Origin of the sequence: Vibrio sp. SCSIO 43086, from assembly GCF_051132235.1 — a bacterium.
Classification (GTDB): domain Bacteria; phylum Pseudomonadota; class Gammaproteobacteria; order Enterobacterales; family Vibrionaceae; genus Vibrio; species Vibrio diabolicus.
On sequence record NZ_CP072678.1, the window covers coordinates 1,451,749 to 1,465,955 of the forward strand.

12 protein-coding genes are annotated in these 14,207 nt (G+C 44.8%); 3 read left to right on the top strand and 9 right to left on the bottom strand.

Features of this window, described 5'->3' with window-relative positions; genetic code table 11:
• Positions 1-114 precede the first annotated feature (114 nt).
• Complete coding sequence (locus tag J8Z23_RS22700) at positions 115-1,296, top strand: MFS transporter (protein ID WP_301658879.1); 1,182 nt, start codon at positions 115-117, stop codon at positions 1,294-1,296.
• A gap of 82 nt (positions 1,297-1,378) precedes the next feature.
• Here J8Z23_RS22700 and J8Z23_RS22705 read toward each other — a convergent pair whose 3' ends face one another.
• The 9 genes from J8Z23_RS22705 to deoD form a co-directional block, all read right to left on the bottom strand.
• Positions 1,379-2,218 carry an energy-coupling factor transporter transmembrane component T family protein gene (locus tag J8Z23_RS22705; RefSeq protein ID WP_301658878.1) on the bottom strand — a complete coding sequence of 280 codons (840 nt, stop codon included), beginning with the start codon at positions 2,216-2,218 and terminating at the stop codon, positions 1,379-1,381.
• Positions 2,215-3,954, bottom strand: a complete 1,740-nt coding sequence (locus J8Z23_RS22710) for an ABC transporter ATP-binding protein (RefSeq protein WP_301658877.1) — start codon at positions 3,952-3,954, stop codon at positions 2,215-2,217. The genes J8Z23_RS22705 and J8Z23_RS22710 overlap by 4 nt, the downstream gene beginning before the upstream one ends.
• A 6-nt stretch (positions 3,955-3,960) precedes the next feature.
• Positions 3,961-4,509 carry an ECF-type riboflavin transporter substrate-binding protein gene (locus J8Z23_RS22715; RefSeq protein WP_005375133.1) on the bottom strand — a complete coding sequence of 183 codons (549 nt, stop codon included), beginning with the start codon at positions 4,507-4,509 and terminating at the stop codon, positions 3,961-3,963.
• A gap of 335 nt (positions 4,510-4,844) precedes the next feature.
• On the bottom strand, positions 4,845-5,975 hold the full coding sequence (locus J8Z23_RS22720; protein ID WP_005394904.1) for an HlyD family secretion protein: 1,131 nt from the start codon (positions 5,973-5,975) through the stop codon (positions 4,845-4,847).
• Complete coding sequence (locus tag J8Z23_RS22725) at positions 5,975-6,355, bottom strand: DUF3302 domain-containing protein (RefSeq protein ID WP_005375135.1); 381 nt, start codon at positions 6,353-6,355, stop codon at positions 5,975-5,977. The genes J8Z23_RS22720 and J8Z23_RS22725 overlap by 1 nt, the downstream gene beginning before the upstream one ends.
• A gap of 243 nt (positions 6,356-6,598) precedes the next feature.
• Positions 6,599-8,182: a diguanylate cyclase gene (locus tag J8Z23_RS22730; protein WP_006741935.1), complete on the bottom strand. Its 1,584-nt coding sequence runs from the start codon at positions 8,180-8,182 to the stop codon at positions 6,599-6,601.
• A complete protein-coding gene (locus J8Z23_RS22735) occupies positions 8,166-9,650 on the bottom strand; it encodes a tetratricopeptide repeat protein (protein ID WP_047009573.1) in 1,485 nt (494 codons plus the stop codon). The genes J8Z23_RS22730 and J8Z23_RS22735 overlap by 17 nt, the downstream gene beginning before the upstream one ends.
• 160 nt (positions 9,651-9,810) lie before the next feature.
• Positions 9,811-11,280 (bottom strand): hypothetical protein, encoded by a 1,470-nt coding sequence (locus tag J8Z23_RS22740; RefSeq protein WP_005394913.1) that lies wholly within the window; start codon positions 11,278-11,280, stop codon positions 9,811-9,813.
• A gap of 71 nt (positions 11,281-11,351) precedes the next feature.
• Positions 11,352-12,062, bottom strand: coding sequence for a purine-nucleoside phosphorylase (gene deoD, locus J8Z23_RS22745; protein WP_005394915.1), 711 nt, complete (start codon positions 12,060-12,062; stop codon positions 11,352-11,354).
• A gap of 397 nt (positions 12,063-12,459) precedes the next feature.
• Between deoD and J8Z23_RS22750 the strand changes: the two genes are divergently transcribed.
• Together J8Z23_RS22750 and J8Z23_RS22755 are read left to right on the top strand one after the other, a co-directional pair.
• The gene (locus tag J8Z23_RS22750; RefSeq protein ID WP_161446086.1) at positions 12,460-13,410 is read left to right on the top strand and encodes a YbgA family protein; all 951 of its coding nucleotides are present in this window, start codon (positions 12,460-12,462) and stop codon (positions 13,408-13,410) included.
• Positions 13,400-14,203, top strand: a complete 804-nt coding sequence (locus J8Z23_RS22755) for a MerR family transcriptional regulator (RefSeq protein ID WP_047009571.1) — start codon at positions 13,400-13,402, stop codon at positions 14,201-14,203. Before J8Z23_RS22750 ends, J8Z23_RS22755 begins: the two co-directional genes overlap by 11 nt.
• Positions 14,204-14,207 lie beyond the last annotated feature (4 nt).

Sequence of the window (14,207 nt, forward strand, 5' to 3'; positions counted from 1 at the left end):
TCATAACAATATCTCTACACCGTATCTGCTTGGCCAGGGTTGAAAATAATAATGATATTGCGAATTTGTTACATTTGAAGCTATGATGATGCCTTCATATTTAAAGGAAACATCATGACTACCTCATCGCAAGGCTGGAGAACGCCGCAAAATTTCCTCCTGTTAATTTCCATTATCGTGCCCATTGCTTTTTCTACCTGGATGGCGTTGTTGAACAACTTCGTTATCGAGAAAGCGAACTTTGATGGCGCTGATATCGGTTTACTTCAAAGTGTTAGAGAAGTACCTGGCTTTCTCGCTTTCACCGCGGTATTCGTTTTACTTTTTATCCGTGAACAACGCTTTATGCTCGTCTCTTTGGCGATGCTTACGCTTGGTACGGCATTAACTGGTTATTTTCCCACTTTATACGGTCTACTTTTTACCACCTTGTTAATGTCCACCGGTTTCCACTACTTTGAAACACTAAAGCAGTCTTTGTCTTTACAATGGCTATCGAAAGAAGAAGCCCCGGAAATGCTGGGTAAATTTATTTCTGTTGGGGCTTTGGCTTCTCTGTTTACCTACGGCGCCATTTGGGTTTCGCTCGAACAGCTCAAACTTGATTTTAAAACGGTCTACTTAATGGCTGGTGGCCTAGGTTTTGTGCTTATTTTGGTGATGGCATTCGCTTTCCCTCAATTTAAAACAAAAGTGCCTCAAAACAAGAAACTCATTCTGCGTAAACGTTACTGGTTGTACTACGCGCTCACGTTTATGAGTGGTGCTCGCCGTCAGATTTTCACTGTTTTCGCTGGCTTCTTGATGGTAGAGAAGTTTGGCTACTCTGCCGCAGACATTACCTTGCTGTTTTTGATCAACTATGTCTTTAACTTCTTGTTTGCGAAGCGAATCGGCCGCTTCATCGGCGTTGTTGGTGAGCGTAAAGCGCTGATGTTTGAGTACGTCGGTTTGATCTTCGTATTCGTCGGTTATGGTTTGGTGCAAACGGCGGAATGGGCTGCGGCGCTGTATGTTGTCGACCACTTGTTCTTTGCGCTTGCCTTGGCGATTAAAACGTACTTCCAGAAGATTGCTGATCCGGCCGATATGGCGTCTACCGCTGGCGTTGCGTTTACCATCAACCACATCGCAGCGGTGGTAATTCCCGTTACATTCGGGATGATTTGGTTAGTGTCGCCTTCTAGCGTTTTCTACATCGGAGCGGGTATGGCCGCCGTTAGCTTGTTGTTGTCACTCAATATTCCAGCGAAGCCGGAAGAGGGTAACGAAACGCGATTGTTGAGGTGGAGTTAGTGCTCACTACTCAAAAGACTAAGCCATAATCTGGATAGAAAAATGGGATGCATCGGCATCCCATTTTTATGATTATCTCGCGTTAAAACGGATACCAGAACAGTTGTGTGTCCAAAACACGCTTGCTGATCGCAGCAATCACTATCACCGCAATCCCCGCCATAAAAGTCATATCGGCTTTGGTCAGTGGTTTTAAGCTGTACCAAGTGCGAGATGAGTGACGGCCGAAGCCACGCAGCGTCATCGCGTTGGAGATTTGGTCGGCTCTGTCCAAACTAGAGAAAATCAGAGGGCCAAGAATCTTCGCCACGTTCTTCATACGAGTGAACAACGGAGCCTTCTTACTCAGTTCTACTCCGCGTGCTTGTTGCGCGTGCATGATGTTAACAAAGTCCTTTTTCACTTCCGGCAAGTAGCGCAGCGTTAAGCTCACGGCATAGGCGATTTTGTAAGGCACACCTAAGCGGTTCAAGCTGGCTGAAAACTCCGTCGGGTGAGTGGTAAATACAAACACCAACGCGATTGGGAACATGCTGAAGTATTTCAATGTCACTGTTACTAAGTAAAACAACGTCTCTTGAGTGAGCGAGTAATTACCGGGTAACGAGAGTAAAACCGTTGATGAGCCCATGAACTCAGTACCTTGTTGCGGCGCTAACGCGAACATAAACAGGGCATTGATCAGCAATACCGTGCCTGTACCCAGTAAAAGCGGTTTGTAGACATGAAATGGCACTTTGGTCATTTTCAATAAGCCTAAACCAAGCACGATCAACAGCGCGATGATTCGCAAGTCAAATGTGGTCAACACCACCGTCACCCAAGCAATGAAAAGCAAGAACTTAGTAATGCCATTCAACTTATGAAGTGGCGATTGGGTATCGATGTAGTTGATACCAAACTTCATCTTATTGTCTTTCATGCCACTGCTTTCTCTGGTTGGTTTACTTCGCTGCTTTTTTGTTGGCGGTGCGCTTTTTCTACATTGATAAAATGCTGCATAAAGCCATTGGTGTCTTCGATGCCAACTTTCGTAGCCAACTCAAACAGACTTGTTGTGGTGAGGTTCGCTTGGTCTAGTAACTCTGGACTGCTGAATACCTGCGTCATTGGTGCATCCGCGACTAATTTACTGTCTGCAATCACGATAGAGCGTGTGGTGTATTCCAGCACTAAATGCATGTCGTGGGAGATGATCATCACGGTTACGCCCAACTCGCGATTGAGCTTTTCGATGAAACTCAGCATAGACGTGTAGTTCCGGTAGTCCTGACCTGCCGTCGGTTCATCAAGGATCAGAAGCTCTGGTTCCAAGACCAAAATTGACGCAATGGTTACGCGCTTTTTCTGGCCGTAGCTCAATGCTTCGATTGGCCAGTGACGGTATTTGCTCAAACCACACAGCTCAAGGACTTCAAGTACTTTAGCTTCGATCTGTTTCTCTTCAATGCCACGATTACGGAGACCGAAGGCCACTTCGTCGAAAATCATGTGATGGGAAATCATGTGATTCGGGTTTTGCATCACCACGCCCACTTTCTGGCTGCGCTCGAAGATGGTCAGTTCGTTAAGATCTTGACCATTCATGCTCATTGAGCCGCTATCCGCTTCAATAACGCCCATAATCAGTTTGGTGATGGTCGATTTACCCGAGCCATTTTTACCAAGTACAGAGACAAACTCGCCACGCTTGATGTCAAAACTCACGTCTTCTAACGCGTTTTTCTCACCGTCGTAAGAATAGGTGAGGCCACAGACTTCAAGTAAAGTCTCGGCTGGTGTTTTAGGTCGTTGTGCTGTTGAACCATCAAACCATGCTTGTACTGCTGGTTTATATTGCTCTAACGGTAATGTGGTTAAGCTAGAAGGTTTTGCATCGCCCTCAATCGCGCAGCCTGCTTCTTTCAGAGCTGAAATATAAAGCGGTTCGCGGATACCGTAATCTTCTAGCAGAGGCGACGCTAAAATTTCATCTGGTGTTGTATCGGCAATGATTTCGCCGCTTTCCATCAAGATAATACGGTCAACTGAGCGATGCAGAACGTCCTCAAGACGATGCTCAATGATTACGATGGTTTTGCCCGTTTCGCGGTGTAGATCATCGATGATCTCGATGGTTTTTTTACCCGTTTTAGGGTCAAGCGCAGCTAGTGGTTCATCAAACAAAAGGATATCGACGTCATCGACGAGAATGCCCGCCAAAGAAACACGCTGTTTCTGCCCGCCAGATAAATCGTGGGGAGAGCGATCTAACATCTGTTCCAAGTCGACCATTTTGGCCGTGGCTTTGACCAATGGGTACATGTTGATGTTAGAAGTTAGCTGGTTTTCCAGCGCAAATGCGATGTCTTCGCCAATGCTCAAGCCGACAAATTGGCTGTCCGTATCTTGCAGTACGGTGCCAACTTGCTCAGTGTATTGGTGCATGTCGAAAGGGGCGGTGTCTTGACCATTGATGGTCAGTGTTCCACTGGTTTCCCCTTTGATTGCGTGTGGGATCAGTCCGTTAAGACATTGCCCAAGGGTAGATTTACCACTACCACTTGGACCGATAATGACGATTTTCTCTCCTTTCTCTATCCTTAGATTGATATTTTTTAGCGTCGGTTTGTCCAGCGACTCATATCTAAAAGAGAAGTTAGAAAATTCGATTGTCATTCGACATTAAGCCTCTGTTAAGTTACGGCTTTGCTTGTTACGTTTAGCGACAGACTTAAGAATGAAGAAGCCAACAATAGCAATAAGAATGGTGTTACCGATCGCGATAATTGAAAGCTGGGTAAACACTTTAGTAAACGGTTCTGCGTATAAAATCGTGTCGAGGAATGCAGAGCAACCGTAACCAAATACGTTGCCTAATAGCGCAAGTACTACGAATAACGCGAAGTCTTTCATATTGAAATCACCTTTCTCCAAACGGTAGCGCGTTAGAGAAGGGAATAGACCGATAATCAAACCAACAATACCTGAACCAAGTACCCAAGTGAGCCATACGCCCCAACCTGCAAATAGGTCAGTAACCCAGTGACCAATAAAACCAACCAAGAAGCCAACAAGTGGTCCAAATAGTACTGAGAACAATGCTAATACTGCCATTGCTGGTTTTAGCGTTGTGTTTGCAAACACAGGGATGCCAAACATAGGTAAGCCACCGATACCATAAAGAGCAGCACCGATTGCAATAACCACAACAGTTTTAGCGGAAAGATTCATAGATAACCTCAGTTCAATAGTCGATTTTAAAGAACATTTAATTGTTTTGTCGGAAAGCGTTAGTTATTTGATTGTGTAACATATATTCAAAACAACCAAGCTGCTTATTGTTTGCTCTATTTTTCTTCAGGAAATGTGTGATTTGATTCACGCATCCCTTTGACTGGCTTTGGTTTTAGCAAGCATTAAAAATAAGGCGCGCATTATACAGAATATTAATAAAAGTGGGAATGCTATCTATCTGGATGGCTAGAATGAATCAGGGGCTGATCGTCAGCCCCTGATTACACGGTTTGATGTTATTTTTACCGATAAATGAATGCGCTATATGTTCATTAATGGTCGAGGTATAAATAGTTCTGCCAGCTCTTCATGCGAATCAGCACTTTGCGCATCACTGACACGTGAGTAAAGCTGTCTGAGTAAACGGCGACTTCAACCGCGGTACCCATTGGTAGGTGGTATTCGCTCAAATCGTCCGTGATTTTCAGCTTCGCAAATACACGTCCGCTTGTGCGCAGGGCATCGGTACCAAGCAGAGCACCTCTGGCTTGAATTTGGCTTTCACCAATGGCTGGAATCACGTCGATGACTTCGCCACGGAATACCTTGCCCGGTATCGCACGGAACATAAACTCCGCTTCAAAGCCTGCCTTCAAACGTTGTAGCGAGTTTTGTCTGAACGCAGCGGTGTACGTAATGTCTTCGGTATGCACGAAGGTCATTGCAGGGGCAAGCGGCAACGGCACAGCCATCACACCAGGGCGCAAAGCCAATTGCGTAACGTAACCATCGGTTGGCGCACGAACGACGGTTTGCTCAAGGTTGAACTCTGCTTTACGTAGCTCAGCGAGTAGTTGCGCGACTTGGGTATTCTCACCGCCGATTTCCGACTCTAATGCGATCTGTGCTTGCTCTTGCTGCAAAATCGCAACGTCTAGCATGGCTTCTGCCGCTTTGTACGCTTGGCGTCGAGTATCTAGATCTTGTTCTGTAAACGCGCCGCGATCAAAGCCCCTTTGATATCGGCTAAATTCTCTTTGTGCTTTATCTCTATCGGCTTGCGCTTTCAAAACCGCCGCTTCTGCTTCTCTCAAGTCAGACTCTAAACCCAACGCACCTTGGCTTGCTTCTTTCACTTTCGCTTCAAGGCGTGCGACTTCTGCTTCAAAAGGCACAGGGTCGATTTTGAAAAGAATATCGCCGGTTTTGAGCGGTTGGTTCGCTTGAACGGGCACTTCCACAACGCGGCCACGTACACCAGAGACGATAGGCGTGGTTGGGAATACTTGGTTACCTAACTGAGTAAATGGGTGGTTGTAGTTCATAAGAAGGACGAGTGTGCCCACTAACACTACGCCGCCAAGTACGGCTGTGGGTACAGTCCATTTGTTCAAAGGAATATTAAAGACTTTAAAAATGGCGATACAAAGGGCTGTATAAGTCAGAATCAGCAATAAATCCATTATTCGTCCTCTTTACTTTGTTCAGGCAAAGGCTTTTGCTGAATCTTTTGTTGTTTCAACATCGATACTTCGTTTTTGAGTTCGTTGACTTCATCGATGAGTTCTTCAAGGCGGTGATGAATGTCGTGCGTTTCTTGCTCAAGTTGTTTGAAGCCCCAGCCTCGCTCCTTGCGCCACAATGTTGCCCATATCCATAAAAATGGCCACAGTGCATGTAAAGTGAAAAGGCTAACCCAGCCTGCGTAATGAATTGCGTCTTGATGAGGGTGTTCGCGTTCTTTAGCAATTTCATACGGAATATCATGAATAACGATAATCCCGTAGAAGATCACCAAAGCAACGAAGATGAGTAACCCAAGTGCAAAATAGTCTAGAAACATCTTACCTGCCTGTGCTTGTTACCTAATGGAAAATCTTACGTAAATGAACAGTTTAAGTATTTGTCTTAACTATCGTTCAATCAAGTTATTTTGTACTTGAATTATGTTTATGCGATATCCGTATCGATTGCGATTCGAGGACAATAAGAAGTGAAGGCGACTATATTCAAACTAAGTAGTAATAAAGGAAGGAATGGAGAATAAAAGCCACGGTTATGCCCCAAGTGAAGATTGGGGCATGGTTTAAAGTTCGGTACAGACTTGGTTTCGGCCATTGGCTTTGGCGCGGTACAAGGCTTTGTCGGCGCGATAGAAGGTACGTTGGGTATTCTCTCCTTCTCGATGTAAGGTAATCCCGATCGATACGGTCAACCCCCGCTCGCCAAGAATATCGTCCCAACCATATTGATAAATGCGTTCGCGGTAATTCTCGGCATGCATTTCTGCCCGTTCTAGATTGCTATTCTCTAGAATGACAAGAAACTCTTCACCGCCAAAGCGAACGCAAGAAGCGCCTTTAAATTTGAAGTATCCTGCTAATTCTTGAGACACACGTTTAATCGCTTTGTCTCCAACAAGGTGACTGAGCTCATCATTGATGGACTTAAAATGGTCAATATCGATGACCATCAACGCAAATTCAGTATCGTGCAAAAGCAGGTCTTTGAGTTTGACTTCTAACCAACGTCGGTTGTGCAAAGAGGTTAGCGGGTCAGTAAAGACATCTTGCTGTAGTTGGGCGACCGTATTCTTATGTTGTTTGGTGGTTTCCTTGAGCTCTTTGTTTTCAAGTTCTGACAAAATGAGTTTGAGCTGTAGCTCAAAACGAGAAAGTCGACGTAATTGAGTAGAACCCAATTCACCAATTGGAATGTGTTTGACAAGGTCAGATTCAATGCGAAACGCTTTTTTTTCACAGTTTAATGCTTTCTGAAATAACCCTTGAGAAGCGTAAACTTGACTCATTGCGTTGTAAAAATGCTGAGCGACAAGAGGAGACGAGTGTTTCTGAATTCGTTTACCGATAGAGTCCAGCACTAAGTTGGCTAAAGAGATGTGTCCGACACCGTTTAGACAATATGCGGTCTCGATTTTGACCATCGTGGATAACCAGTACGTGGTAGCACTGCCCGTCGTATACTGGACATTCGAGATAGCAAGCAATGCGTTAGGGTAATCCTCTTGCAAACGATGCAGTTTGGCTCGGTAGAGATGAATTTGCGCAGCAAGGTTTTTATCACTGACGAGGATACTTAGCTCTTCACACTCACTCAATAATTCTTGTGCATCTGCGGTACGGTTCAAACTGATGTAACAGGCAAGCATGTAAAGTTTGTAGCGCAGACGTAGGGAGCGACTGCTAATGGCGTGGTCGATCGCATCGATTTTTTGGTAATAACGCAAGGCGCGATGGTGATCCCCATAGGCATCGCACAAATTGCCCATTCCAATAATAGCCAGTACGTACTCATCAATATAGCCATATTCGACGGCGATATTCGTTGCAGCAACATACTCGGTTAATGCTGCGTTGTAGTCACCTACTTCTACCAAACGATCACTCAAGCTTGCTTTTACAGACAGAATATCTTCTACATCGTCGGGTAAAACGAGCAACTCAAGGGCTTGTCGTAGTTCTTCGATGCTGTCGTTGAGCTGTTTAATTTCTCGTCGATACTCGGCACTAATGATATAGCAATGTGCTTTTTCTCGGTTCGTGGATGCAATATGTAACCCGATGTGCTCCCACAGCGTAATCGCTTCTTCACCAGAGACGGAAGAAGGATCGATGCCTGCGTCAGTCACCTTGCTAAGCAGTTGTTCCATGCTTCATTACCTCAATATAGCTTTCTTCGAGTTGCTCCAAAGTGAATGGGAAGGTCAGGATATCTTGCAAATACAGTATCGGTTTGGGACCTTTTAGCCCGCGACGTTTCCATGGATAGATGTCTAACATTGCCTGAACCGTGCGATAGACATCTTCTGCTGCTTGACCTTTCTCTGCAATTAACATAGCTAGTCTGTCACTGGAAATTCGTGAGATGAGATCACTTGAGGTCGTCAATGCATGAACTAGCTCAGTACAAACATCGAGAAATTCGGGGTTTGCATGCTGAATCATAATGATCGCGTGGTTGGAGCGTTTGAGCTCTGTTTTAAACAGAACTAACTGTTCCCACCAGTAGGTCTCGGACACAACATTGGAAAACTGTTTTTCAGGGTCATATTCATGTTGGGAACGGATACGATTAATCAGCTTACGCGCTCGTTGCTCTAGCTGGCGTTTGGAGCCGCGTGCTTTATCCATACTGACTCGATGAGTCTGTTCTTTGAGCATTTTAAGTGCATGTTTACGGTATTTTTTAAACGCGTTAAACGCTGATTCAAAATCACCTTGCTCTTCAGCGACTCGAGATTGCTGAAAGCAGATCTGACTTAGTAGCTCGCCGTTGTCAAAACTAAGTGCGGACTCTTCTGCTGCGAGTAGTAACTTTGCTGCACTATCCGTATTTTTGCGCAAGAGTTCGAGCCTTGCGCGGCTGATAAACGAGTGTGCCTTCATCCAAATTAGATCATGTTCAATAGCGAGTTTATGGGCCTTTTGTGTGGCTTCTTCTGCGGCATCAAGGCGTTCTAGCCCAAGTAGCGCTAAGCCTTTAAAGTCCCAGATCTCGGCTTGCCATGTGCTGTCATCATGATCTTTTAGTACTTCGGTTGCACCATCCAGCACAGTGAGCATTTCGACAAATTTATTCAGTAAGTAATAGTCCCAAGCCAACAGGATACGAGCTTTGCCTTCCAACCAAGCAATACGGACGTTGTTTGCCACTTTAACCGCCAACTCATGAGTGGAAGCGGCAAGTTGATGCTCATTTGTGATGCGCCATACGTTGCCAAGCCCAATTAGAGATTCGATTTGAATTTCAATATCATCAACGAGGGCGGATTGTTCGAGTGCATTAATCCAATATTGTTGGGCTGAGTAATACTTTGCTTGTCCCCAATATTGGAGAGCAAACAAATGAAGAATTTCGGGCAGGTGGTCGTCGGTTTCAAGTTGGGTTTGCTTGCTGTAGGCGTCTTTGACTAGCTTTAAGCCTTGTCGGTAATCCATTAGGCACCAACAGCACTGCGCCATTATCAGCAATGCTCTGATTTCACCATCCACAAATAAAATTTGCTCCGCGCGGATACGGTATTGCTGCGCAATACTGAAGGTGTGTTCAGGGGCCGTTTTTATTTGGCCTTTAAGCTTTTTGAGCTCATCTTCTAGCTGAATTTGGTTTTTATCCAACGTTCACATCCATGACTATCGAACTGGAATTCACACCTAATATTAAGTGGTTAGATGCATGTTTTATTACCAAAACGATGCGGATAGCGCTTTGGTAAACGATTAGGTGCCGTAATGTATACTGTCACAGCCCCTAATTACTACATCTAAATGCCAATAGTTACGATAGGAGCTGTTTGATGGTCAAAGGAGCATCAGTGACTTCTAGCCTTTGTGCGGCGGTAAGACCCTGCTTATCCTGATAGCACAAATTATGCCAAGCTCTGAATATATCTAAAAGAGGTAAAATTCCAGCAGGTCGTAATTTGCGACGTGGCTCGTTAATGAAGCTTTCGAAAAGGATCTGGAAGCGATTTTGATAGAACTGCACATGGCGAGTTGTTGCAACGTTAAACCATTTCTCGGGCTCATTTCTATCACCAGCAAGGTAGCAAATGCCTTTGTGGCTTTCGTCTTGAGTGGAGATCGCCCAGCGATCTCGCCACCAGCTCATATAGGCGATATCGACCTTGCCAAAAGGTGTGCTCATGTCCCAATTTGCATCTTCTTCTACGTACATCAAGTCGACATTTTTCTCTTTAATTCGAGACAAACAAACGCTCAGTGCTGCCGAACGTAGCAGGGGATCTTGAGGCATATATAGAGATACACGTTTGTTGGGGCAACACATATCAAGTACATGCAAGTAATGAGCGTATGATGTGTAAGGCGGACGAACTAATGCACCTTTAGATGGGTAATGGAATACAGAAAGATTACCAAGAGGATCTTCCACGTTACCGCGAGCCAAAATGGTTTGGTATTTTTGGTCAATACGCTCACGCAAGAGGTTCGAAGGTTCCGCTGGCGGTTCACTTGCTTCCGCTGTGTACTCTTGGGAAACAAAACGAGAGACCTCGTCGTACGGGTTATGGTCTAGCGTGGCGATTGGCTCTTCATCAGCAGAATAGTTCACATGTTGACAAAGAATATAGCCTGAGTGGGCTTCACCAGAAACAATCCAGTAGACACCATTATTGCTGTTTGGCTGCAATGCAACATAGTTTGAGGCCAATTCATAGTGCGTTGCGTGGTTTACCCAACGAGCATCAATAGTGGCTAATTTACGGCGACAGCGACTCGCAATATGATCAACATGGTCGTAAAAGGTTTTCGGGTTGATACTGAGTTTTCGGCAGATCTCGCGCACAGAGTAACCAGTAAACAATAAGCCCATTAAATTCTCTTGGAATTGTAGCTTTTTGTTCGCGCCTGACCATTTATCAACAAAGGTACTTTGACACGCTTTACAACGGTAACGTTGACGATCACCACTGTAACCGAAAGCGTGGTAGAGGTGTTTATGTGTGTGGACGGATAGTCCAAAGTTCTCGCAATCATCATTGCGGCACGCAGGCAACCCGTCACTGTGGACGTGTCGCAGGCGATGAAGTTCGTTAACTACATCGCGATTGTTAAGTAAGGGGGGGAAAGCTCCACATTCACGGCATACCATCGCCGGACGTTTAGGGTTAGCATGTTGCAGAACGTAACGCTTTGCATCACTCAATCCAAAGTTGTCACACGCCAATGTTTTACAAAAGTTGAGTTGTAACCCATCTGCGTCTTTTGGCAGTTCGCCGTTAGACACAATCGCCCCCTCGGGATAATTCGGGCAGCCAGCAATAACTCTGGCTGCAAATTATTACTTACTACTTGTTCTTAGATGTTGATTGCGGTTTCTAGCGCAACTTTCATCATGTCGTTGAACGACTTTTGACGCTCTTCTGAGCTTAGTTTTTCGCCACGGATGATGTGGTCAGAAACCGTTAGGATAGTTAACGCCTTCGCACCTAGGTCTGCAGCAACACCGTAGATACCAGCCGCTTCCATGTCTACACCTAGGATGCCTAGTTTTTCCATCTTCTCGAAGATGTCAGCTTCTGGTGTGTAGAACAGGTCTGCAGAGAATACGTTACCAACTTTCACTGGTACTTGTTGAGCACGCGCTTGGTTTACCGCTTCTTCTAGAAGGCCGTAGTCAGCGATTGCAGCGAAGTCGTGGTTGTTGAAACGGATACGGTTTACTTTAGAGTCTGTAGAAGCACCCATACCGATAACAACGTCCATTAGGTTAACGTCGTCACGTACCGCACCACAGCTACCTACACGGATTACGTTTTTCACACCGTATTCTGCGATTAGCTCGTGTACGTAGATACAGCAAGAAGGGATACCCATGCCGTGACCCATAACAGACACTTTTTTGCCTTTGTAAGTGCCAGTAAAGCCGAACATGTTACGAACGTCACAAACTTGCTTCACATCTTCAAGAAACGTTTCTGCGATGTATTTAGCACGTAAAGGGTCGCCTGGCATTAGAACCGTTTCAGCGAAATCACCTGGTTGTGCATTGATGTGTGGGGTTGCCATAAGTGCTCTCCAAAGTTTTGTTTTGATAAAACGCCTCTAGTATAGAACGCTATTACCAATTCTGTTGAACTTGTTCGTTTTCGTTGAAGCAATAATATCGGGACGTACAGTGGCCCCTTGAGAGCTTAGTCACAAAAACCACGCTTTTAGAAACCATGAACATCATTGATAACTAAATCTGTTGAAAGCAAAAGAGCAATCGATTCGCTTTTGAGCGATTTGTCGATTGCGCGCACAAAATGGACATTGAGAACATAAAAAACTTTTGAGAAAGCGCTGATCGAAATGCTCTTGAGAAAAGTAAAACGATTAAATTGTACAATTTATTTTCTTGTACAATCTGAAAAGCCTTGCTATAAGTTATACAACAAAACATTTTGTATAGGGATGCGTCATCATGGAATCTTCAATCAAAGTAGGTATCAGTTCTTGTGTTTTGGGTGAACGGGTTCGTTTTGACTCTGGTCATAAAGTCAGTAACTTTGTGACTAAAGAGCTCAGCCCATATTTTGACTTTGTTTCGGTATGTCCCGAAGTGGGCGTCGGAATGCCAGTGCCGCGACCAACAATTCGTTTGATTTCCGAAGAAGAGCGTGTGGCGCTGGTAGAAACTAAAAATCCAGAAAATGACCATACCGATAATATGCTTGCTTACTCTGCTAACAAAGTGGAGGAGCTACAAAGCGAGCAACTTTGTGGTTACATCGTCTGTGCCAAGTCTCCAACTTGCGGTATGGAGCGCGTCAAGGTTTATAGCAAAAATAACGCAGCGAAAGAAGGCGTCGGTTTGTACACACAAACGCTGATGAAAAAAATGCCTTGGTTGCCCGTCGAGGAGGATGGCCGACTTAACGATCCTGTATTAAAAGAAAACTTTATTACCCGAGTATTTTGCCTGAACGACTTTTATGACTCGATGGACGGAGAGCCAACTCGAGGCAAAATTATCGATTTTCATTCGCGCTATAAGTTGACCTTGATGGCGCATCACCCTGAGTCATACCGCTCTCTTGGTCGTTTAGTTGCCGATGTCGCTAGCTATGAAATCGAAGAATTCTATCAAGAGTATCGCTTAGGTCTTATGAGGGCACTTGCGAATCGTGCTAGCCGAAAAAACAACACTAACGTACTAATGCATTTACAAGGGTATTTTAAGCGCGCTTTAACTAAAGACGAAAAAGAAGAATTAGCAACAGTAATTCATGACTACCGTACTGGTACATTGCCATTATTAGCACCGTTGACATTGATTAAACACTACTTAAACACTTACCCAGATGAGTATTTAGCAAAACAGAAGTTTTTAGAACCGTATCCGCAGGAGATGAGATTACGCTATGGTTTGTAGTTCAGAAGAAAAACTATACGCGATCCGAGATGTCGCAGAAATCACGGGTGTGAAGCCAGTTACGCTGAGAGCTTGGCAGAGAAGATACAATTTGATCCAGCCTCAGCGAACAGAAAAAGGGCACAGACTTTATCGACAGCAAGATCTCGATACGATTCGTGAAGTCCAGAGTTGGCTCGCGAAGGGGATTGCCATCGGTAAAGTAAAGGGACTTTTGGGAAAAAGTGCTGACGTAGAAGTCAACAATGAAGTTCGTACTCTCGAAGAAGTAGAAACCATGTTATCAGCACTTTCGAAACTGAATCGAGGAAAAGCGGAGAGCTTACTTGCTTCTGTTCTCAAAGAGTATCCATTGAACTTGGTTATTGAACAATTTATCGACCCTGTATTTGACGCGCTGGAGATGGTCAAAGGATCGCTGAGATCGTTGCAGATGGGGTTATTTCAAACTTGTTTGATCACTCGTCTTGCACTTGTTATCGACTCTGAAAACAAAGCCGCTTCCAAAGGGAAGTGCTTGCTTATCAGCTTTGAACAACATAGGGAAGCAGAGAGCTGGATTCAAGCAGCGAAGTTGTGTGAGCAAGGGTATCACACGACGTTGATCGACAAAGTTGATGATGTCTCTGGTTTACTGGAGCACGAAGTTGTTGATAGCTACTCGCTCATTTACCTGTTTTCCAATAAAGCGCTGGCAGCTAAGCAAGTGGAGTCTATCAAAATGCTTCAAACACGTTTTGGCGAACGTATTGGATGTTCTGAAGTGATTGAGAAACTGCACCTAACAGAATAGACGA

Bases quoted from the DNA above. Each gene is read 5' to 3' on its own strand.
- J8Z23_RS22725 (WP_005375135.1), bottom strand. From the start codon at position 6,355: ATGTTTCTAGACTATTTTGCACTTGGGTTACTCATCTTCGTTGCTTTG.
- J8Z23_RS22700 (WP_301658879.1), top strand. From the start codon at position 115: ATGACTACCTCATCGCAAGGCTGGAGAACGCCGCAAAATTTCCTCCTG.
- J8Z23_RS22715 (WP_005375133.1), bottom strand. From the start codon at position 4,509: ATGAATCTTTCCGCTAAAACTGTTGTGGTTATTGCAATCGGTGCTGCT.
- J8Z23_RS22730 (WP_006741935.1), bottom strand. From the start codon at position 8,182: ATGGAACAACTGCTTAGCAAGGTGACTGACGCAGGCATCGATCCTTCT.
- J8Z23_RS22750 (WP_161446086.1), top strand. From the start codon at position 12,460: ATGGAATCTTCAATCAAAGTAGGTATCAGTTCTTGTGTTTTGGGTGAA.
- J8Z23_RS22755 (WP_047009571.1), top strand. From the start codon at position 13,400: ATGGTTTGTAGTTCAGAAGAAAAACTATACGCGATCCGAGATGTCGCA.
- J8Z23_RS22705 (WP_301658878.1), bottom strand. From the start codon at position 2,218: ATGAAAGACAATAAGATGAAGTTTGGTATCAACTACATCGATACCCAA.
- deoD (WP_005394915.1), bottom strand. From the start codon at position 12,062: ATGGCAACCCCACACATCAATGCACAACCAGGTGATTTCGCTGAAACG.
- J8Z23_RS22710 (WP_301658877.1), bottom strand. From the start codon at position 3,954: ATGACAATCGAATTTTCTAACTTCTCTTTTAGATATGAGTCGCTGGAC.
- J8Z23_RS22720 (WP_005394904.1), bottom strand. From the start codon at position 5,975: ATGGATTTATTGCTGATTCTGACTTATACAGCCCTTTGTATCGCCATT.